General features: G+C 35.3%; 19 protein-coding genes. 16 read left to right on the top strand and 3 right to left on the bottom strand.

Going from position 1 to position 21560, the window contains the following annotated elements; all coding sequences use genetic code 11:
- Positions 1-2 precede the first annotated feature (2 nt).
- The 13 genes from DES36_RS03315 to spoVAE all read left to right on the top strand — a co-directional run bounded on the left by DES36_RS03315 (position 3) and on the right by spoVAE (position 13072).
- Positions 3-2396, top strand: coding sequence for a U32 family peptidase (locus tag DES36_RS03315; RefSeq protein WP_113919803.1), 2394 nt, complete (start codon positions 3-5; stop codon positions 2394-2396).
- Positions 2397-2400: 4 nt separating this feature from the next.
- Positions 2401-4758: an endonuclease MutS2 gene (locus DES36_RS03310; RefSeq protein WP_113919802.1), complete on the top strand. Its 2358-nt coding sequence runs from the start codon at positions 2401-2403 to the stop codon at positions 4756-4758.
- A gap of 111 nt (positions 4759-4869) precedes the next feature.
- Complete coding sequence (gene dcd, locus DES36_RS03305) at positions 4870-5403, top strand: dCTP deaminase (protein ID WP_113919801.1); 534 nt, start codon at positions 4870-4872, stop codon at positions 5401-5403.
- A 9-nt stretch (positions 5404-5412) separates the two neighbouring features.
- Positions 5413-5613: a hypothetical protein gene (locus DES36_RS03300; RefSeq protein WP_113919800.1), complete on the top strand. Its 201-nt coding sequence runs from the start codon at positions 5413-5415 to the stop codon at positions 5611-5613.
- A 6-nt stretch (positions 5614-5619) separates the two neighbouring features.
- Positions 5620-6735, top strand: a complete 1116-nt coding sequence (locus tag DES36_RS03295; protein WP_113919799.1) for a hypothetical protein — start codon at positions 5620-5622, stop codon at positions 6733-6735.
- 46 nt (positions 6736-6781) lie between these two features.
- Positions 6782-7936, top strand: a complete 1155-nt coding sequence (locus tag DES36_RS03290) for a cysteine desulfurase family protein (RefSeq protein WP_113919798.1) — start codon at positions 6782-6784, stop codon at positions 7934-7936.
- On the top strand, positions 7937-9097 hold the full coding sequence (gene thiI, locus DES36_RS03285) for a tRNA uracil 4-sulfurtransferase ThiI (RefSeq protein WP_113919797.1): 1161 nt from the start codon (positions 7937-7939) through the stop codon (positions 9095-9097). It begins immediately after the preceding gene.
- A 379-nt stretch (positions 9098-9476) separates the two neighbouring features.
- A complete protein-coding gene (gene spoIIAA / locus DES36_RS03280; protein ID WP_113919796.1) occupies positions 9477-9830 on the top strand; it encodes an anti-sigma F factor antagonist in 354 nt (117 codons plus the stop codon).
- Positions 9820-10254 (top strand): anti-sigma F factor, encoded by a 435-nt coding sequence (spoIIAB, locus tag DES36_RS03275; RefSeq protein ID WP_113919795.1) that lies wholly within the window; start codon positions 9820-9822, stop codon positions 10252-10254. The genes spoIIAA and spoIIAB overlap by 11 nt, the downstream gene beginning before the upstream one ends.
- Before the next feature lie 10 nt (positions 10255-10264).
- A complete protein-coding gene (gene sigF, locus DES36_RS03270) occupies positions 10265-11014 on the top strand; it encodes an RNA polymerase sporulation sigma factor SigF (RefSeq protein WP_113919794.1) in 750 nt (249 codons plus the stop codon).
- 212 nt (positions 11015-11226) lie between these two features.
- Positions 11227-11673, top strand: a complete 447-nt coding sequence (gene spoVAC, locus DES36_RS03265; RefSeq protein WP_207657423.1) for a stage V sporulation protein AC — start codon at positions 11227-11229, stop codon at positions 11671-11673.
- A 4-nt stretch (positions 11674-11677) separates the two neighbouring features.
- On the top strand, positions 11678-12706 hold the full coding sequence (gene spoVAD / locus DES36_RS03260) for a stage V sporulation protein AD (protein ID WP_113919792.1): 1029 nt from the start codon (positions 11678-11680) through the stop codon (positions 12704-12706).
- 6 nt (positions 12707-12712) lie between these two features.
- Positions 12713-13072, top strand: a complete 360-nt coding sequence (gene spoVAE, locus DES36_RS03255) for a stage V sporulation protein AE (protein WP_113919791.1) — start codon at positions 12713-12715, stop codon at positions 13070-13072.
- Between the two features lie 371 nt (positions 13073-13443).
- Here spoVAE and DES36_RS03250 read toward each other — a convergent pair whose 3' ends face one another.
- Positions 13444-16437: a transglycosylase domain-containing protein gene (locus tag DES36_RS03250; RefSeq protein ID WP_113919790.1), complete on the bottom strand. Its 2994-nt coding sequence runs from the start codon at positions 16435-16437 to the stop codon at positions 13444-13446.
- Between the two features lie 358 nt (positions 16438-16795).
- Between DES36_RS03250 and hflX the strand changes: the two genes are divergently transcribed.
- A complete protein-coding gene (gene hflX, locus DES36_RS03245; RefSeq protein ID WP_207657422.1) occupies positions 16796-18586 on the top strand; it encodes a GTPase HflX in 1791 nt (596 codons plus the stop codon).
- 167 nt (positions 18587-18753) lie between these two features.
- Positions 18754-19413 (top strand): YigZ family protein, encoded by a 660-nt coding sequence (locus DES36_RS03240; RefSeq protein WP_170128158.1) that lies wholly within the window; start codon positions 18754-18756, stop codon positions 19411-19413.
- 121 nt (positions 19414-19534) lie between these two features.
- On the opposite strand, the gene DES36_RS03235 is transcribed toward DES36_RS03240, so the two are convergent.
- Both DES36_RS03235 and DES36_RS03230 read right to left on the bottom strand, forming a co-directional pair.
- Entirely contained in the window at positions 19535-19897 is a 363-nt protein-coding gene (locus tag DES36_RS03235) for a sulfite exporter TauE/SafE family protein (protein ID WP_242981684.1), read from the bottom strand.
- Entirely contained in the window at positions 19897-20265 is a 369-nt protein-coding gene (locus DES36_RS03230; protein WP_113919786.1) for a sulfite exporter TauE/SafE family protein, read from the bottom strand. The genes DES36_RS03235 and DES36_RS03230 overlap by 1 nt, the downstream gene beginning before the upstream one ends.
- A 210-nt stretch (positions 20266-20475) precedes the next feature.
- On the opposite strand from DES36_RS03230, the gene DES36_RS03225 reads away from it, so the two are divergent.
- The gene (locus tag DES36_RS03225; RefSeq protein WP_113919785.1) at positions 20476-21201 is read left to right on the top strand and encodes a YebC/PmpR family DNA-binding transcriptional regulator; all 726 of its coding nucleotides are present in this window, start codon (positions 20476-20478) and stop codon (positions 21199-21201) included.
- The last annotated feature ends 359 nt before the right edge of the window (positions 21202-21560 follow it).

Below are 21560 nucleotides of genomic sequence, written 5' to 3'. Positions count from 1 at the left end.
ATATGAAAAAACCAGAATTACTAGCCCCAGTTGGACATATGGAAGCCTTAAAAGCAGCTGTGTTTGCAGGAGCAGATGGGGTGTATTTAGGTGGGAAAGAGTTTAACGCTAGAAGAAATGCAACAAATTTTAGTCGAGAAGAAATAAGTGAAATCATTACTTATTGTCATCTCTTCCAAGTAAAAGTATATATCACCATTAATATTCTTCTAAAGGATAAAGAATTAGAGGATGTATTAGATTATGTACATTTTTTATACCATGCTGGAGCAGATGCTCTAATTGTACAGGATTTAGGCTTGTTTTATCTTTTAAAGAGAGTTCTGCCTTATTTTCCAATACACAGTAGCACCCAGATGTTTGTCCATGGATTAGAGGGAGTAAAGCTCTTAGAAGATTTAGGTTTTGAAAGAGTAGTGCTAGCCCGAGAAATGACTACTCCAGAGATAAAGGAAGTAGTGGATAGTACAAAGGCAGAAATTAAGATTTTTAATCACGGCGCTATGTGTGTGTGTTATTCAGGACAATGCCTTATGAGTTCAATGATTGGTGGAAGAAGTGGAAATCGAGGGAGTTGCGCTCAGCCTTGTAGAAAACCTTATGAACTAAGAGTAGATAATCATATAATAGACAAAGGTCATCTTATAAGCCCTAGAGATTTAAACACATTAGATATTATAGCAGACCTTATTGAGACGGGAGCAGACTCCTTCAAAATAGAGGGCAGAAAGAAAAGTGCTCAGTATGTCTATACAGTTGTAAGTGCTTATCGAAAATTAATAGACAGCTATTTTGAAGGAAATATTGCAAATCTTTCTCAAAAAGAGAGATTAGATATAGAACAAGTTTTTAATCGCAAATTTACTACAGGATATTTTGATAGCGAAAACTTATCATCTGAAGAGTTTATTGTCAAAGATAATCCGAGAAAAAGAGGAATCTTTGTTGGTGAAATTGTATCTACACAAAAAGATAAGGCCACTGTAAAATTAGAGAATCATCTTACAAAGGGAGATGGCTTATTAATCCTTGGAGACCGTACAGAATTTGGAGAAACTCTCGGGAAGATATTCGATATGAAAGGCAAAGAGGTAGAAAAAGCAAAGGCAGGGGACACGGTTCAGATTCCTTTACGCAGATCCTTCCACTCAAAAGACCGTATTTACAAAACCTCCGATCACGCTATAGAATTAAAGACTGTAGAATTATTAAGTCCGCAGTTTCCAAGAAAACTTCCTATAGAAGCAGAAGTTGAGCTTAAAATGTCACAGCCTTTGCAGGTGAAAATGAAATATGGCGATATAGTAGTAGAGTGCAGAGGAGAAAAATTAAGCGAAAAGGCGATCAATAAACCTTTGGATCCTTCAAGAGTAGAAGATCAAATTAGAAAATTAGGCAATACTCCTTTTGAACTTGTAGAAATTAAAGTGAAACTTGAAAGTGGTACCATTCTCCCTATATCGGAAGTGAACGAAGTAAGAAGAAAAGCAGTCCAATTATTGACAGAAGAGATTGTAAAATTATCACGACCAAAAGTAGAAGTAAAAGCTATTAAAGATACTATAAAAGAAAATCGCCTAGTTCATAAAAATAAAGACCAAAAACTAGTCCTAAAGACTTCACGATTTGACATTTTACCCCATTTGGTAAAGACTAGGGTGGATGAGATCATCTTTGGAGGCGATATTCCTTTAAGTATGGAACAGTATGAAGAAGCTGTAACACTTTGTAAACACCATAATAAGAATATTTTACTTGCCTTTCCAAGTGTTACTCGGAAGGATTATATTGAGGAGTTAAAAATCCATATAAGTAAGCTAGAAAATCTAAAACCAAATGGCTTTTTACTATCCAATTACGAGTTATTCTCCTTATTGAAAAGTACAAGATTACCTCTAGAAGCAGATTACAAATTAAATGCCTTTAATGTATTTACCTTATACCAACTGGAGGACATGGGTTTTTCCTCTGCATATTTAGCTCAAGAGTTAAATCAAGGTGAAATCAATCATATATGTGAGCATTCTCCAATGAGTTTGGGGATGTTTGTCCATGGTAATACAGAATTAATGGTAAGCCAGTACAGCCTACTAGAAGATGCAAATAAAGATGGGGTTTTAGTAGATAAACTAGGATATGAATTTCCAGTGAGTACAGACTATAAAAATAGAACCCATATCTTCAATAGCAAAAAGTTGAGCTTATATGAGGAAATTGGTAAAATAAAAAATGTAGATAAGTTTCGAATTGATATTACGAATGAAACAATGGAAGAAATACGTGCTATTATAGAAGGATACAGGGATCGATTAGACGGCTCATCTAGAATACAAGAGTCTCTAAAAAGTCCAAATCCTAGTTTTACAAAAGGTCATTTTAGACGAGGTGTAGAATAAATAAATGAATGAAAAGACATTAAGAACCCTTGAATACGATAAAGTAATTCAAAGACTGAAACATTTTGCCGTCTCTAGCAGAGGTGGCGAAATCATAGAAGAACTTCGCCCTATTAATTCAAAAGAGCGAATTAATATGCTTCTTCAGGAGACAGATGAAGGCGTGCGAATGATTTTGAGCAATGGCTCTATTCCCCTAGATGGATTTCACGACCTTTCTACTATTCTGCAGAAGGCGAAAATTAACTCTCTTTTAAGCTTAAAGGACCTACTCCATTTAGCAGCTACTTTGAGAGTTGTAGCAAGTGTGCTTAAATACTGTGGGGAAATTGCTCATAAAGAAGAATTTCCTATTTTAGGAAACCTTATTACTTCTTTTGAGGATTTAAGAGAATTAGAAAAGGAAATCTCTAGAGCAGTTATTTCAGAAGACGAATTATCGGATCGAGCTAGTCATGAGCTCTTTCAAATAAGAAGAGCAATCAATCGAAAAAATCAAAATATTAAAGATCGTTTAAATGCTATTATTACTTCGCCAAGCTATCAAAAATACTTACAGGATCAGATTATTACCATTAGGCAAGAGCGATACGTCCTTCCTGTAAAACAAGAGTATCGCAGTAATGTAGCAGGTATTATACACGATCAGTCTTCTACTGGGGCAACTCTCTTCATTGAACCAATGATTGTCGTGGAGATGAATAATGATTTAAAGAAGTTAAAACTTCAGGAAGCAGCTGAAATAGAGAGAATATTAAGGGCATTTACAGAAAATGTAGCTTTAAATCACCTTGTCCTCAGCAGCAATTATAATACGCTATTGCAATTAGATGTAATCTTTGCTAAGGCAAAATACGCGCTAGAGATCCATGGTGTACTTCCCATTGTGAATGAGGATATGTCCTTTCATTTAATAAATGCTAGGCACCCTCTTATCGAACCAGATAAGGTTGTTCCATCCAATATTTATTTAGGAGAGAATTTTAATACTCTAGTAGTTACAGGACCAAATACAGGAGGAAAGACTGTAGCCTTAAAGACAGTTGGTTTAATGTGTCTTATGGTCCAGGCGGGCTTATTTATCCCAGTAAAGTCTCAAAGTAGCATTTGCATCTTTAAAAATATCTTTGCAGATATTGGAGACGAACAGAGCATTGAACAAAGCTTGAGTACCTTCTCTTCCCATATGACCAATATTGTGCAAATAATAAGGGAAGTAGAAGAAAATACTTTGGTTTTACTTGATGAATTAGGTGCAGGTACAGATCCTACTGAAGGTGCGGCCCTTGCTATGGCTATTTTAGACTATTTGCGTTCTAGAAAGGTAAGCACTTTAGTGACTACACATTACAGCGAATTAAAGCAATACGCAATTTCTCAAGATGGTGTTGAAAATGCCAGCGTAGAGTTTGATGTGGAAACTCTGAGTCCTACTTATAGACTTCTTATTGGCGTTCCTGGAAAAAGTAATGCCTTTGCAATCAGTAAAAGACTGGGACTGATAGATGAAATTATAGACAATTCAAAAGCTTATATAAGTGAAGAAAATATTCAATTTGAGGATATTCTTCGAGATATTGAAAAGAGAAATAAAGAGACAGAGCAAAATTACTACGAATCTGAAAAGATCAAAGAAGATATGGAGAGTAGCCTTAAACAACTTGAAGAAGAGAAGAGCAATTTAGAGGAAAAGAAAAGAGAAATTGAATTAAAAGCGAAGGAAGATGCTCTAAAAATAGTAGAAGAAGCAAATGAACAAGCTCTTGAAATCATCAAGGAAATGAATAGAATAAAGGCTGTAAACAAAGAAAGTGCTGCAAAACTAGAGGCGTATAAAAGAGAGCTTAAGGAACAAGAAAATAAATTGCATGAAGAAGTTACTCAAAGAAGAGGGCCAATTAAAAGATCACAAAAGCCCTTTAAGCCAGGAGACAGAGTACTAATTGCATCCTTAAACCAAAAAGGATATATCTTAAGTATAGGTCAGGATGGACTTGCTCTAGTAGAAGTGGGGATCATTAAGACAAAAGTAAAAGTTGCTGATTTAGTTCATATTGAAGAAGAATCCTCACAGAAAAAAAGCTATAGCAGGAAAGCCATCAATAGCAAGGCGAGAACCATAAAGACTTCCGTTGATTTAAGAGGTATGACAACAGAAGAAGCCATATTAGATGTAGAAAAATTTATAGATGATGCAGTATTAGCCAATTTAGCTCAAATAACCATCATTCACGGAAAAGGTACAGGAGCATTAAGACAAGCCGTTCACGATTTGTTAAAAAGAAACAAATATGTAGACGAGTACCGTATAGGAAATTATAATGAAGGTGGTACTGGAGCGACAATAGCCACCCTAAAGTAAAAACAGGTGGTCAGGTGACAAGGTGGTAAGAAAAAAATAATGTCACCAGCGGTGACGTAAGCCTTTCCACATTCCGCATTCCACTTTCCACCCAAAAAGGAGGTAAAATAAATGATTTTATCAGACAAAAAAATCATTGAATTAATCAATAAAAAGGAACTAGAAATCCATCCTCTTGACGAGGAACAGATACAGCCGGCGTCTGTGGATATTCGATTAGGTAATCACTTCTTAAAATTAGATGAAAATAGAATCGAAGCTATGACTATGACCGATGAGATCAAGTACATCTCTTTTGAAGCAGATCAAGTTATCATTCCACCTAATTCTTTTTTATTGGCGACTACAAGAGAATACATAAAGCTGCCAAATAATCTGACAGCTTTTGTAGAAGGCAGGAGTTCAATTGGTAGGATGGGACTTTTTATACAGAACGCTGGTTGGGTCGATCCTGGCTTTGAAGGGAATATAACCCTTGAATTGTATAATGCAAATAGACTTCCTATTAAATTAGAATCGGGAAGACGTATCTGCCAATTAGTATTTGCTCAGATGGATCAAGCTGCAGAAAATCCTTATAGGGGAAAGTATCAAGGACAGAAAAATTCAGTGGGCAGTCGCGTATTTTTAGATAAAGATCAGTAGGTAAAGACCATGATAAAAATAGTAGGATTTATATTGTTATTTTTATTTACACTATATCTATTGTGGATCATTGCAAAAGCCTATATTGAATTTTGCTACATTAATGATAGAAAATTAAAAAAAGCAGGATTTGATGGAGATTATAAAGATTATAAGAGACAGATAAAGAAAAAAAGAATGAAAGAGAAAGTCAAAAGAAAAAGGAGATAAACGGTCTTGAAAAAATTAATAATTGCAACCTTTATCTTTGGGATTTTATTATTTACAGCTTGTAGTAAAGAAGAAGCTGTTGCTGAGAAAGACAAAGAAAGTCTAGCTCAAACTCAATCACCAATAAATTACGAAGAAGTCTTTGAAAGCGTATCTTCTTCAGGTACTGATTCTGTACAAATAAAACGGATTCAAAGCGAAGGAATAGTAGTAGAGGCTTTAAATAATCAGCAGCTTTTGCTAAAAAACGATTCTGATTTGCTCCTATACAATCTTAAGACAAATAAAGAAACAGAATTACTTCAGGATGTATACAATGCGGTATTATCTACGGATAAGAATGCAATGGCCTATGAAAAAAATCAAAAGATTTACCTTATGAATTTAAAGGACAGAAAAAGTGTGCTTTTATACGAACTAGAAGGTGAAGTGTCTCGTAACTTTATATTGTCGAGTAATGGAGATCAACTCTTATTACAGACCGTTAAGGAGGGACAATACAACAATAAAATCATCTCTATAAATGGACAAGTAAAACAGATTGATATAGAGAAAAGAGACGATTTAGTGTTAACAGACTTTGTACACTTTTCTGGTGATAAATTATTTTCATTAGCAAAAGTAAAAAAAGAAAACCAATTAAGCATAGAAGATGAAACGTCTAGTACAACAGATTTAATTATGATAAACCTAAAAGGAAACAATATTGTAAACATTACGAATTTAAAGGCCGAAGGAGTAGCGGATTGTTTGGATTTGTATGGTAAAAATCAACTCTTAATAGAGTTAACAGAAAGCACGATTAATGATGAAGAATTGCTCACCACTCATACAATAAAAAGAATAGATATGAATTCAGGCAGAATGTACAATACTGGAATTAAGATAAAAGATCCACATAGTTTAAATATATTAGAAGACGAAAGAGAGTACATATGGCTTGAAGAATCTGCAGAAAAAGATGAGAATTACTCTCAAAAACAAGATCTTAAGATTCGAAAAAAGAATGGAGAAGTACAAACATTATTATCAATTTTTAATGATATTCCATCTACCCTGTTTGTTCAAGATAATAGGATATTCTTTAATTCAAATGGGGATATTTATATTGTAGATCTTTAAGAGCTGTAATGTACTGTAAAAATTGAGCGAGAAAGGATGTAAGTCTTTGATATATTTAGATAATAGTGCAACTACAAGGGCTGATGAACAAGTGGTCACTGCCATGAACAAATACTTTTTAGAATGTTATGGAAATCCATCTTCTCTTCATAGAATGGGTCTAGAAGCGGAAAAGGCTATGAACAAGGCCAGAAAGCAAGTAGCTGGTTTTTTAAAGGTAGATGAGAAGACTATAACCTTTGTATCTGGAGGTACAGAAGGGAATAATCTTGCTATAAGAAGCGCTATTAACAAAAATAAGCGACTGGGAAACAAGATTATTACTAGTGCTATAGAGCATCCTTCTGTCCTAGAAGTATTTAAATCTTATGAAAATAATGGATATGATGTTTTTTACATTGACGTAGATAAGAAGGGTTTTCTCGATTTAGAGCAATTAGAAGAAGCCCTTGATGACAAGACCATACTTGTGAGCATCATGAAAGTAAATAACGAAGTAGGATCTATCCAGAATACAAGAGAAATCGCCAAAATCATTAAAGAAAGATCACAATATTGTATTTTTCATTCAGACTGTGTTCAAGCAGTTGGAAAAGTACCAGTTGAGCCACTATCTGAAGGGATTGATATATTGACATTTAGCGGTCACAAAATTCATGGGCCTAAAGGAATAGGTGCTATTTATGTGAGAAAAGATTTAGCTTTGCAACCAATTCTTTTTGGAGGTGGCCAAGAAAGAGGATTTCGATCGGGAACAGAAAATCTCCCTGGGGTTGTGGGCATTGGTGTAGCAGTAGAGCAATTGTCCCAGTTTCAGCAGCAAGTAGATCATTTACAGGCGCTAAAATCGAAAGCCATAGAACTCCTTAAAGCGGAACTAAGTGGAATACATTTTAACTCTGATGAAAGTGAAAAATACGCCCCGCACGTTTTAAATATATCTATAGAAGATGTAAAAAGTGAGGTTCTTTTGCATTTGCTAGAAAAGAAAGAAATTTTTATCTCATCAGGCTCTGCTTGTACTTCTAAGAAAAACTCTCAAAGCCATGTTCTAAAAAGCATGAATTTATCAAGTAAGTACATTGAAGGCTCTCTTAGAATTAGTTTTTCTAAATATAATACTCTTGAAGAAATAGAGTATATGGTTAAGATGTTAAAAGAGTCTGTGGATAATGTAAGGAAATTTACGAGGAGAAGATAAATGGAAAAAGTAATATTAGTTCGATATGGAGAAATCGCTTTAAAAGGCTTAAACAAGTCTTATTTTGTGGATTTATTATTAAGAAATATAAAGGCCGCCCTTAAAAACTTAAGTGGCTTAAAATTAGAAAAAATACAAGGCCGGTTTATTGTACGACTTGCACCTGAAGAATACGATAAAGCAGTAGCTGCTCTTCAAAAGGTTTTTGGAATTGTGTCAATAAGTAAAGCATATGTTATTGAGAATGATTTTGAAGAAATGAAAAAATTATCCTTAGAATTAATGGGAGATCAAGTCATTACAGAGAAGACCACCTTTAAAGTTCGTAGCAAAAGAGCAAATAAGGCTTTTCCTATAAAGTCTATGGACTTAAATAATAAAATGGGAGGTTATCTTTTAGAAAACAATACAAATCTTTCTGTTGACGTAAAGAAACCTCAGATCATGTTCCATATTGAAGTGCGGGAAAAAACATATATATATACAGATATTATCTCCTGTTTAGGAGGATTGCCAGTAGGTTGTAGTGGAAAGGGAGTGCTCATGCTCTCAGGAGGCATTGATAGCCCTGTTGCAGGTTATATGATGGCAAAACGAGGAGTAGAAATCGTAGGGGTTCATTTTCATAGCTACCCTTATACTAGCGACCGAGCCCGGGAAAAAGTGATTGAGTTAGCTCGTATTATGAGTAGCTATACAGGACCAATGAAACTGTATGTGGTTTCTTTTACAGATATTCAACAAGAGCAACTTTTAAAATGCAATGAAAAGTATACTACTCTTCTTATGAGACGTGGCATGATGAAAATTGCCGAAAGAATAGCATATATGGAAGGAGCCATGTCTTTAGTATCTGGAGAAAGCCTAGGACAAGTAGCGAGCCAGACGATGGAAAGTATTAATGCCACAAATAATGCAGTAGAGCTACCAGTATTCAGGCCTTTAATAGGTATGGATAAAAATGAGATTATCGACATTGCACAAAAAATTGAAACCTTCGAAACCTCAATCCTCCCATTCGAAGACTGCTGTACCGTATTCGTCCCAAAACACCCTGAAACAAGACCAAAACTAGAAAAAGTTCTAGAAGAAGAAGCTAAAGCCGATGTAGGTGAGTTGATAGAAGAAGCGATTAAAAATGCGGAGATACTTCGTTTTTAGGTGGTCAGCAAAATCATTACTCGCCTTTGGGCGAGAAAAAGATCCAAGCGCCTATCCCACATCATCCTAGAGCGAAGAGAAAGATTCTTGCCCCAATGTTCTACCCTAGTTCCTGCTCCAGTCATCCAGAGGCTTTAGCCGAAGACTCCCTAGCGTTTAAAGAACAAAGGCGGGATAGCTTACTAATAGCTGAATACTTATACTAAAGTTGTAAGGGCGAACATTATTCGCCCTTATTTATGCCACCATCGGTGGCATATTTGCTTTTGCTGACCACCTTATTTAAAAATTTTACATTTTCGACAAAACTGTATATTTTTCTTTGCAGGATTTTTATAAAATATGTAGAACTAGTATAGTATAAAAGGAGGCTAGATGAATGGAACTAAAGACAAAAATTATAGAAGATTCTTTATATGTTAAAATCGTTGGAGAATTAGACCATCACACTTCGGAGGATATTCGAAATCAGGTGGATTCTTTACTCACTTCTAATAATCTCAAAAATTTAATATTTGATTTATCTCAGATGAATTTTATGGACAGCTCTGGAGTAGGCATGTTCATGGGAAGATATAAGAAGATTAAAAGTAAAAACGGTATACCAATAATGATAAATATCCATAATTCAAATAGAAGGCTTTTACAAATGTCAGGTTTGTTTAATATTTACAACGAGTACGCTAATCTTAATAAAGCGCTAATAGCTATTAGAGGTGAAGATGATGAATAATAGAATGAAATTGGAAATACTAAGTAAGTCTGATAATGAGAGTTTTGCTCGAGTAGTAGTATCTGCCTTTGCTGCGAAACTTGATCCAACTATTGAGGAAATTACAGATATAAAAACAGCTGTATCAGAAGCAGTAACCAATTCCATAATTCACGGATACAATAGGGATGATGAAGTCATACATATTACATGTGAAATCGATAAAAATACAGTAATCATTGAAGTAATCGACTATGGAGTAGGCATTAAAGATGTAGGGAAGGCAATGGAGCCTCTTTTTACATCAAAACCGGAAATGGAGAGATCTGGTATGGGATTTACAGTCATGGAGAGTTTTATGGATGAAGTAGAAGTAAAATCAATTCCTGGGGTAGAAACAAGAGTTAAAATGAAAAAAACGATTAATAGCGCTATGAATCGTTGAGGAATTATATATGATTAGCGAAGAATATTCATATAATAATCACGAACAAACCATTAATTTAATAGTACAAGCTCAAGAAGGGGATAAACTAGCAAAGGAAACCTTAATTGAGGCGAATATCGGCTTAGTGAATAGCGTAGTAAATAAATTTCTCAATCGAGGACATGATAGAGAGGATTTGTTTCAAATAGGAAGCATAGGGCTTATAAAAGCTGTAGACAATTTTGATACTTCCTTTGATGTAAAGTTTTCAACTTATGCAGTACCTATGATTATGGGAGAAATCAAACGCTTTTTAAGAGACGATGGTCTTATAAAAGTAAATCGAAATTTAAAGAGCATCTATAAGAAGGTGTACTACGTTAAAGAACAGTTTTTTAATGAACATAAGAGAGAGCCTACAGTTGAAGAAATTGCCAAAGAAATCGACGTAGAGAAAGAAGAAATCATCATGTCCCTAGAAGCTTGTTATACTCCAGATTACCTTTATGAAGTGATTCATCATGACGATGGTAATGCTGTAATGTTAATCGACAAAATTGAAGCAGAGGATGAAGGGGAGGAAGAGGTATTAGATAAGCTCACCTTAAAAGAAATGATAGGGGAATTACCTCCTAGAGAAAGACAAATTGTCATGATGCGATATTTTCAGGATAAAACACAAAATGAAATTGCACAAAAACTCAATATTTCCCAAGTCCAAGTCTCCAGATTAGAAAAGAAAATTTTAAGGAAACTCAAAGAATCTCTCGCTGAATAACTATTTCAGCAGAGGTTCTTTTTATTCTTGCTAAAGGGTTTGTTTTTGTTTTTAAGTTTGGGTATCACCACTTTTTTTGTTGCTTGAAAAAAGAAAGGTGACCACCTTATTTTCAAAATTTTTTAATAGAATCCACTACAACTGCTCATAATAATATTAGTTGACATTCATCATCAGTAATATAAAAAACGGATGATATGAGGAGGATTTACATGAAGACAATTAAGACGCCTAAAGATTACCAAGATTATGTAAAAAACAAACAACCAAAGCAAACTATTCTTAAAAATTGTGTCAATGCTTTTTTGTGGGGTGGTGGTATTTGTGTTCTAGGTCAATTTATAAAAGATTTTTATCTTAATACATTTGATGTAAGCGACAAAATAGCTGGCGGAATGCAAAGCATGACTTTGATTTTTATAGGTGCATTTTTAACGACTTTAGGAATTTACGATAATATCGGAAAATATGCAGGAGCGGGATCTGCTATTCCTATAACAGGATTTGCGAACTCTGTAGTAGCACCAGCTATCGAATTTAAAAAAGAGGGATATATCTTAGGCGTAGGTTCAAAGATGTTTTCACTAGCAGGTCCAGTGTTGGTATATGGAACCATTACATCAATAATAATAGGACTGCTTTATTATTTTATGAAATGAGGTGATGATAATGCATAAAATTGGACGACAAACCATACGATTTCCAAATCCACCTTCTATTTCAAATACAGCTTCTATTGTAGGACCTAAGGAAGCGGAAGGACCTTTGAAAATATATTTTGATAAAGTGGAAACCGATGATACTTGTGGTGAGACATCTTACGAAAAGGCAGAGGAATGTATTTGCTATACAGCTATTCAAATGTTACTTCAAAAGGAAAAACTACAGGCTACAGATATTGATTATTATCTTGGGGGAGATTTACTCAATCAGATTATAAGTACCAGTTTTACAGCACAAAAAATTGCAATCCCATTTTTTGGTTTATATAATGCATGTGCTACATTCTCCGAAGGAATGCAATTAGCGGCTTGTCTCGTTTCAGGGCAATTTGCAAAGAATGTTATAGTTAGTTCTTCTAGCCATTTTAGCAGTGCTGAACGTCAGTATCGATCACCATTAGAGTCAGGAGTCCAAAGAAAAATGACTGCCCAATGGACGGTAACAGGATCAGGTGCTATAGTCATATCTGATCAACAAAAATCACCTTATATTACTCATATTACTACAGGTATTGTCCAAGATTATGGTGTGAAAGAAGCTGATAATATGGGAACAGCAATGGCACCTGCAGCTGTAGAGACCATTATAGCTCATTTTAATGATACAGGTTTTCAGCCAAAGGATTATGACCTCATTATAACAGGAGATTTAGGAACTATAGGTAAAGAGATTTCAATGGATTTACTATCACGAGAAGGTTTTGACGTGAGCAATATTTTTACAGATTGTGGCGTAGAAATTTTTAATGAAGAACAAGATACTCATGCTAGAGGCAGTGGGGCAGGTTGTTCTGCTGTAGTATTTTCAGGCTATATATACAAGAAATTGCGAAACAAAGAATTAAATAGGGTTTTATTCGTGCCTACGGGGGCATTACTTTCCCCTACAACAACATTGCAAGGGGATAGCATCCCATGTATTGCTCATGCTGTTACTATTGAAAATGAACCCCAATTGGGTAGGGGGTGAAGGGTAGTGGCTGATTATTTTTGGGTTTTTGTGGTCGGGGGAATTCTTTGTGTCATAGGACAAATTATTCTTGATACAACTAAATTATTGCCGGCTCATATCTTGGTGCTATATGTAGTTACAGGAGCTATTTTAACTGGTATTGGAATTTATCCTAAGATTGTAGAAGTAGCCCAATCCGGTGCAACAGTTCCCATTATAGGATTTGGCTACTCCCTAGCTAAAGGAGCTATGGAAGCAGTGGACAAAGACGGATTTATTGGAGCCTTTACAGGAGGAATAAGCGCTACATCAGCAGGTGTAGCTGCTGTGGTATTATTTGGATATATAGCAGCGATACTTGGAAATTCAAAGACGAAGAAGTAAAAGGGATTAGCGTTCAGCTACCAGTTTTCTAGGGTCAAGTCTCATGGGTCAAAGATGATTGGGTAGGAGCTAGGACCCAAAATAGCACTTTGCTACTATATAAAAAAGAGCAGTCCTTTTAGACTGCTCTTTTCCGCATATTTAGGAAAGTCCTACTTTTAGGCTTAGATATTATTTAAGTCCTCTTTATTGTGATTAAATCTTTGACCTGTAAGATTTGACCCTAGCACTAATGGCTACTAAAGTGTAAAGGCACTTTCTTGTTAAATCTTATAATAAAACTAAACATGCGAGTCAAGCTACTTTTGTCATCATTTATGCCACCAATGGTGGCAAATGCTTTTGCTTACCACCTTACCATATTACCATCTTTATTTATTTGCCGGCGTTTCTATTGTTGTTTCACCTTCTGTCGGTTTAGTAGGTTCTGTAGATGCTGGTGGTGTTTCATCTGTAGGCGGTGTTTCACTTTCAGGAGGTGGTGAAGGTGTATTTACAGTAACTATAACGGTATCAGTATAAGAGATATCTTTCTCAACACCTTTATAGGTTATAGTAGCCACAAGATTAGCACTTCCTCCATTTACTCCAGTTACTACAAAAGTATTGTTTCCATTTGACTTAACTGTAACATTTGGGCTACTTGATGTAACAGTTAAATTTTCTACAGTTTGAACTACTTCGCTGTTAATGGTATAACCAATTACCTCAACGGTTAAGCTTTGACCTATGTCTAAGCTTAAGGTGTCAATAGGTGTATCATTTAACATAAACTGTACACCTACTGGACTGGTAGCATTGTGAATATTGCAAAGAGTACTTGTATTAACAGCTAGTACACCTTTTTCTGGACCTGCCACATAGTTAGCGTATAAGGGTCTTACACCTTTTGGAAATCGGCCATTAGGTTTTAATATTCTTACTGTTGTTTCTACTGATTCATCAGGACAAAATTCTGTAGCCATCATGCCCGTTGATATGTCGATTCTTTGCTCAATATGAAAATCATCTCTAGAAGTAGGAACCGTTCCTGAGATAAACATTTCGCTGATTACCGTAGAACCCCTAGGATCTCTTGAGCTTAACTCTGTAGGCAATTTACCAGAAACTCGGTCTATACTTGCAGACACAATGCCTCCCGGTCTACCCGGAAGGCTTTTAGATTTAAGATCTGAATGAATCTCTTGCATAACGGATTTCCACATTGCAGAGGGGCTGGCAGTTTTCTCTCCGCCGTATTTACCAATATTAAGCTGATATGTTCTCCCTCCAGCCTTTACATTGTATTGGTCATAACCATACCATACAGCTGCTGTATAATATGGAGAATACCCTGCGAAATAGGCATCCTTTTGATCATTTGTGGTTCCTGTTTTACCAGCAATCTGCATATTAGGTATAGAGATATTGGTAGATCCACCTCTTACAGCGCCTTTTAAAACGTCTGTAATCAAGTATGCTGTTTCTTCAGAAAAGACTCTAATCTTTTCTAGTTTATTTTCTAAAATGATATTTCCATCTCTATCCACAATTTTTGTGTACATAACTGGTTCTGTTCTTGTGCCTTTATTTGGAAAAGTTGAAAATGCAGTGGCCATAGCCAGAGTACTCTGACCTGTTGTATATCCGCCTAAACTTAGTGGAGCAACATCCTTATCACTGTCTTCAAATTCAAGGCCGAGAAGCTCACCGTATTTAATTGAATTTTCCAATCCTAAATCGTACCAGGCTTGAATGGCAACCATATTCTTGGATTTTCTAAGACCTTCTCTAACAGTCAACATGCCTTCGTAACTACCACCAGAGTTTCCAGGTTTCCAGGTTCCATTTTTTAGGCTTAAAGGTACATCATCATAAGTTGTGCCTAGTGTAAAAGCTTTTGTCTCTAGTCCTGGTGCATAAACTGTAAGAGGTTTTGTAGCAGAACCCACTTGATATTTTTTAGTAGCTCTATTTAAAGATCTGCTCTCATCCTTACTTCTTCCTCCGACCATTCCGGCTACAGAACCGTTTGAGTTGTCGATAATGGTCATTGCCCCTTCGGGCATATAGTTTACTTCTTCTCCTAATACTTTAGACATGGCCTTTGATGCTTCTTTTGCAGCCCATGATTGAGCTGGAAACAATCTGTCATCGGCAAATTTTTCATCAAGTACTCTCTGAACATTTGGGTCTATGGTTGAGTGTACAGTTAACCCAGAATTTAATAGATAATTTTCGGCTTCTTGCTCTGATGCAAAGCTAAATTGATCCGATTCCATTAAATCTCTTACGATTTGAATATAAAGCTCATCAGTAAAATAAGAATAAATTTGTAGTTCTGGTGGCTCATGCAAGTCTAAATCGTTATTTTTTAGTTGCGTCTTTGCAGTATCGTATTCTTCATTGTTTATGTGTCCAAGTTCTTTCATTTTGTCAATTACTGCGAGGGCACGGCTTTGATTTTTTTCATTGTAATTAATTTTTCCGTTTTCATCTTTTTTAATTGAATAAATGCCTTCCTCAATTTCTTCGACAATATATGGTTTATAATATGTTGGACTTTTAATGGTGGCAGCCAATACAGCAGCCTGTGCGTAGCTTATTTCGGCTACATCTTTTCGGAAATAAGTCTGAGAAGCAGCCTGTACTCCCCAAGCATTTGCAAATCCGACTTTGTTTAAATAGGCTTGTAGAATCTGGTCTTTTGTCCATTTTCGCTCTAACTGCATAGCTAGATAGATCTCTATGACTTTTCTTTCAAGTTTCTTCTCCGGTGTGAGATGTGTAAGCTTAATGAGCTGTTGGGTAATAGTGCTTCCACCTGGTCCATTTAAGGAACCTGTAGTGACAACATTGATTCCTGCTCTCGTCAAGCCTTTTAAATCTACGCCATTGTGAGAATAAAAACGTTCGTCTTCAATATCAATAAAGGCATATTTAACATGATCTGGGATCTCATCAATACTGATAATTTCTCTTTTTTCTTTGCCTTGTAATTGTTGATAAAACTCACCGTTTTTATCGACTACTGAAGTAGGTTCCATGTATTCAAAATTACTTAAGTCTAATTCTGGAGCTTTATTTATCCATGAAAATGCAATAGCACTCATAACAATGCCGCTTACAAGCGTTAGAATCAATAGGATAATCAAAGACCATTTAAGATAAAAGCTGAACTTCTTTTTAGGCTTTTTTTCTGGCTTATCCTCCATTTCTGGTTCTGTCTCCACCTCTATCTCCACTTCTGGCTCCACTTTTGGCTCTTCAATATCTTTTAAAGAGTCATCTTCGTTCTCGTCGTTGTAATCATCATTTATGTATTGTCTATCGTAATGATCACTTTCAATAATGATTTTATCATCATTTTCGTTATTGTTTTCCATTCTTAACCTCCTATTAAGATTAGACAATAGGTTCAGGCAACCATATTTTTTATGTATTTTGAACCAGATTGTCTGTAATTAAGATGAATAATGAAATCTTAGTATTAAGATTTCCATCATAGGAAAAATTGAACTATTAAATTCAACTTAATTATAATATTTTATTCACATAAATATCAATCCTTTTCACTCATTATTATGAATTCTTACAAATATTTATGATTTATATGCAAATTTGTTTACAATAAAGTTAATAATTAGATTTTTTTCCGGTATATAAGCTCTTTGCTTTCGTAGAAACCGTATACTGAATAAACTTTTGTTTTGTGGTAAAATTAATAGAAAAATGAAAAAGTAAGTGAGTGATATAATGGTTAATGGAAATATAGAAGGTATTCGAAAGTCTATACTCAATGAATTAGAGAGTCTCATAGATTATAAAATACCACGGGATATGATTCTCGATGAATATGTAGTAAATATTTTACTTGATACTACCCAAAAAATAAATAAAGAAATTATAGTAATCATAGATCACAGCAATACTGTAGCAGCAATAGGTGTAGGGGAGCACAATAGAGCTACTTTTCCTAATATCAGCAAACTCGGAAGAAAAAGAGGTTTAAATGGTTTGAGAAGTTTTCACACTCATCCAAATGGAAATCCAAGTTTATCCTCTGCAGATAAATCCTCTATAATGGAGATGAAGTTTAATCTTTTAGGAGCTATTGGACAAAGCCCTGCAGGGCAAGCTCTATTTAATATTGGCTTTATTCACTTAAAAGGCGAGGATCTAGCTGTAGAGGAATATGGTCCTCTCTCTCTAGTAACCTTAAATAGATTCCAGTTTAGAGAATACAATGAGCAGGTTGATAAGCACTTGCGAGAAAAAGTCAACGAGGATACATTAGAAGAAGAACGAGCTGTTTTAATTGGTGTAAACATTCGACAAGATAATATTATTTTAGAAATTGACCATTCCATGGAAGAATTAAAGGAATTAGCCTATACTGCTGGCGCTACAACTGTGGCAATGGTAGTGCAAAACAAGGAAAAAGTAGATAATACTTTTTATGTTGGAAAAGGGAAATTAGAGGAATTAAGAATTATCATACAAAATAGCAAAGCTAATCTGGTAATCTGTAATGACGAGTTATCCTCTATTCAATTAAAGGTTATGGAAACCTACTTAGGGGTAAAGATTATCGATCGAACTTCTTTGATTTTAGATATATTTGCAAGGCATGCAAAGACCAAAGAAGGTAAATTACAGGTTGAACTAGCTCAATTAAGGTATAGACTTCCCAGGCTTTTAGGTCTAGGTAAAGTTCTATCTAGAACAGGGGGAGGTATTGGTACAAGAGGTCCTGGTGAAAAGAAATTAGAGACGGATCGAAGAGCAATTTACAAAGAAATCAATATTCTAGAAAATCGAATTAAGTCTATGAAGAAGATTAGGGAACAGCAAAAGAGTAAGCGAAAGAAAAATCAAGTACCGATTATATCTCTCGTAGGTTATACGAATGCTGGAAAAAGTACTTTATTTAATTTATTAACAGATAGTACCGTACTATCAGAAAACAAATTATTTGCCACTCTTGATGCTACGACGAGAAAGTTTAAAGATTCAGACCAAGAGATTCTTTTATCAGATACAGTAGGCTTTATTGATAAGCTACCTCATGATTTAGTCAAAGCATTTGAGTCTACATTAGAAGGCGTTGTAGAGTCTGACTTATTGCTCCATGTTATCGACTCTTCTAATGAGAATTTTTTAAAACAGATACAACTGGTAGATGAAGTACTTCGCTCTTTAAAAGCAGATCATAAAAAAGTGATGTATATATTTAATAAAGTTGATAAAAAGTGTGAAAATTTTGAAGAGAAATATTCTACCATTAGAGGTATAAAAGCCATGATCTCCGCAAAATACGAGATAGGTATTTCAGAATTATTAGGCCTAATCCAAAAGCAAATTTATGGTGAGCGCCTTGTAAAACAAATCTCTATACCATACGAAGATATGTCTATTATATCTTCACTGCATAACCAAGGAATGGTTCTAGAAGAAAAATATGAAGAAGAGGCTATAAAGCTAAAAGTGCAGTATACAGAAGAGATGGAGCATATGGTGCGAAAATATTTATAGGTTGGACGGTTGGTTCGTTGGACGGATGGACGGGAAAGCGGAACTTTACAAGCAATGCGGAATTATGAAGTATAATTTATTGACCCGAATGGATTAACCCAAAAAAGGTTTTCCTTACCACCTTACCACCTTACCACCTGACCACCTGTTTTTTAAAGGGTGATATTTTGGATTACTATACCATTGAAGGACATTGTGCGGCAGAGGAGATTATTAAGAAATCTCAGTTTATCGTGAATTGTTTTCATGTAGAAAATGAAAGCCAAGTTGAGGAAATATTAAAGAGCATACAAAAGGAACACTACAAGGCAACGCATAATTGCTATGCATATGTACTTGGGATGCAAAAAGAAATACAAAAATATAATGATGATGGAGAACCTTCTGGTACTGCAGGAAAACCTATTTTAGAATCTATATTACATAATGATTTGACGAATATACTCATTATCGTCACGAGATATTTTGGTGGGATTAAATTAGGTGCTGGAGGTCTTGTACGAGCATATAGTGGTACTGCAACACTAGGCATTAATCAATCTACTCACGTAAAAATGCAGTATTCATCCTTAATGGAAATATCCTGTGAGTATACGAACTTAGGAAAAATCAAAGATTATCTAGCCAAAAATGAAATCAAGGAAGAAGAAGCAATCTACGACGACAAAGTCCGCATACATGTCTATATCCCCATTAGTGAAGAAGAAAAGCTTCAAGGGGATCTAGTTGAGCTCACCAATGATCAGGTGGGAGTTTGTAAGATAAGGGAAGAATATGTGAAGCAGGTGGTCAGGTGGTCAGGTGGTCGGGTGGTCAGCAAAAACTAAACTCGCCTTCGGGCGAGATAACGCTTTGTGCTTAATTTATGATATTTTACTTAATCCTCATAAACAAACTTTGTTTTTAAGACTAAGCCATCATTGGTGGTCTACGCTTTTTCTGACCATCTTAATGCTGGCCACCTGACCACCTTAAATCAAATATCTCCTTCAACCCCATGACTAAAAGAAGAACAGCAAATAATTTTCGGAGCATAGCTGGTGAAAGATGGACAGCTAAATAAGAACCTAGTAGAGCTCCTATTATCCCAAAAGGGACTACCTTTTTTGTTACAGATAGATCAATGTTTTTATGTTTAATGTGGATTGGCAAACAGGCTAGAGCTAAAGGGAGATAACAGATTAGATTTGTACTCTGGGCTATTTTTTGTTTTACGTCTAAAAGAATGGTTAACATAGGAATCAAAATGATTCCACCGCCAATGCCCATCCCTCCAATAATTCCTGATAAAAAACCAATAATCGTAGCCATTATAACAACATCCTAACTGCAGAAATGATCATAACAATACCGAAAATTTTGCGTATTAATGTATTTGATATATTGCAAAGTAATTTTGCTCCTACCATCCCACCGATAACAGAACCAAGTGCTACTCTTATTATCAATCCAGTATCATAAAATCCGTTTTTGATGAAGACAAAGGAACTGATTATACAGAGAGGGAGGATAATAGATATACTGGTTGCATGAGCCATTTTGTTTTCAAAGGATAAAACGTGAGTCATGAGAAGAACTGCGATAATTCCACCTCCGGAGCCAAAAATCCCGTTCAGAAGCCCAATAGACAATCCTAAAATAGCTAGTAGTAAATTGGTATTAATATTTTTAATATTCATGATGGTATCATGTGTGTAATTGGGAAAAATATTCGTTTTTTAGCGGAAAGCTGAATGCGGAATGCTGAAAGGAAACCGCCTCGTCAATAGGGGAGATTTTCCACTTACCGCTTACCGCTGTCAGCTTTAAATCAGCTTCTTATTGCCCTATGCCTGTATTCTATGATAAAATTAAGAACGCTAATGAAGTATTATGAGGGAGGAAATAGAATGTCAGGACATTCAAAGTGGTCAACCATAAAGAATAAAAAGGGTAAAGCAGATGCAGCTAGAGGGAAGGTTTTTACAAAACTAGCTAAAGCCATATCAGTTGCAGCTAAAGAAGGCGGTCCGGATCCAGAATTAAATGCAAAACTAAGAGATGCTATTACAAAGGCAAAGGGTAATAATATGCCTAATGACAATATAGATCGAGCAATTAAAAAGGGCGCAGGCGAATTAGGAGGAAGCAGCTACGAGACGATTACATATGAAGGATACGGTCCAGCAGGTGTAGCAGTTATCGTAGAAGCTTTGACAGATAATAAAAATCGAACTGCAGCGGATGTTCGACATGCTTTCGATAAAAATGGTGGTAATTTAGGAACAAATGGCTGTGTATCTTTTATGTTTGAAAAGAAAGGCCAAATCATGATTGCAAAGACTTCAGATATTGATGAAGATGAACTTATGATGGTTGCACTAGATGCTGGTGCAGAAGATATGATGATTGAAGAAGAAGGATACGAAGTAATTACAGATGTAGATAATTTTCAAGGAGTAGTCGAGGCCTTAGAAAATGCAAATTACAAATTTGAATCTTCAGAAATTACTATGATTCCAAATACCTTCACAAAATTATCACAAGACGACGCAAAAAAAATGCAAAAGATGTTAGATATGTTCGACGATAACGAAGACGTGCAAGATATATACCACAATTGGGAAGAAGAGTAAATTTAATAGTGTTAATACAAATAAGCCTTAGGGCTTATTTTTTTGTCAAGAAATTTTCCTAGTTAGTGAAACTGTTGTTTTAACGAAGTAGTCATAGGGTTGGACGGGGAAAACTTAAAAGCGGAAAGTTGAATGCTGAAAGCGGAACTTTGTAACTGAAAAGTGGAATAATACAAATTTGCTACTAATTACGTAGTCCTGTACTGTTCATTATTCACTGCGACGTAAGTTACATACTTGACCCGAGCACTTGCCCTCGTCATCCTGAGCGAAGCGAAGGATCTTAGAGCTGAAAGCAATGACTCCAAAAGTTTTTGCTGATCACCCGACCACCTGTTTTCAACAATTGTTCAACAAAT

Origin of the sequence: Alkalibaculum bacchi (assembly GCF_003317055.1) — a bacterium.
In the GTDB taxonomy this organism is placed as follows: Bacteria; Bacillota; Clostridia; order Eubacteriales; family Alkalibacteraceae; genus Alkalibaculum; species Alkalibaculum bacchi.
Note: the sequence above shows the minus strand (reverse complement) of the source record. Positions and strands in the feature narration are given on the sequence as shown.

Coding starts and splice junctions, on each gene's coding strand:
- DES36_RS03315 (WP_113919803.1), top strand. CDS start 3: ATGAAAAAACCAGAATTACTAGCCCCAGTTGGACATATGGAAGCCTTA.
- DES36_RS03310 (WP_113919802.1), top strand. CDS start 2,401: ATGAATGAAAAGACATTAAGAACCCTTGAATACGATAAAGTAATTCAA.
- dcd (WP_113919801.1), top strand. CDS start 4,870: ATGATTTTATCAGACAAAAAAATCATTGAATTAATCAATAAAAAGGAA.
- DES36_RS03300 (WP_113919800.1), top strand. CDS start 5,413: ATGATAAAAATAGTAGGATTTATATTGTTATTTTTATTTACACTATAT.
- thiI (WP_113919797.1), top strand. CDS start 7,937: ATGGAAAAAGTAATATTAGTTCGATATGGAGAAATCGCTTTAAAAGGC.
- spoIIAA (WP_113919796.1), top strand. CDS start 9,477: ATGGAACTAAAGACAAAAATTATAGAAGATTCTTTATATGTTAAAATC.
- spoIIAB (WP_113919795.1), top strand. CDS start 9,820: ATGATGAATAATAGAATGAAATTGGAAATACTAAGTAAGTCTGATAAT.
- sigF (WP_113919794.1), top strand. CDS start 10,265: ATGATTAGCGAAGAATATTCATATAATAATCACGAACAAACCATTAAT.
- spoVAC (WP_207657423.1), top strand. CDS start 11,227: ATGAAGACAATTAAGACGCCTAAAGATTACCAAGATTATGTAAAAAAC.
- spoVAD (WP_113919792.1), top strand. CDS start 11,678: ATGATAATGCATAAAATTGGACGACAAACCATACGATTTCCAAATCCA.
- DES36_RS03250 (WP_113919790.1), bottom strand. CDS start 16,437: ATGGAAAACAATAACGAAAATGATGATAAAATCATTATTGAAAGTGAT.
- DES36_RS03235 (WP_242981684.1), bottom strand. CDS start 19,897: ATGGCTACGATTATTGGTTTTTTATCAGGAATTATTGGAGGGATGGGC.
- DES36_RS03230 (WP_113919786.1), bottom strand. CDS start 20,265: ATGAATATTAAAAATATTAATACCAATTTACTACTAGCTATTTTAGGA.
- DES36_RS03225 (WP_113919785.1), top strand. CDS start 20,476: ATGTCAGGACATTCAAAGTGGTCAACCATAAAGAATAAAAAGGGTAAA.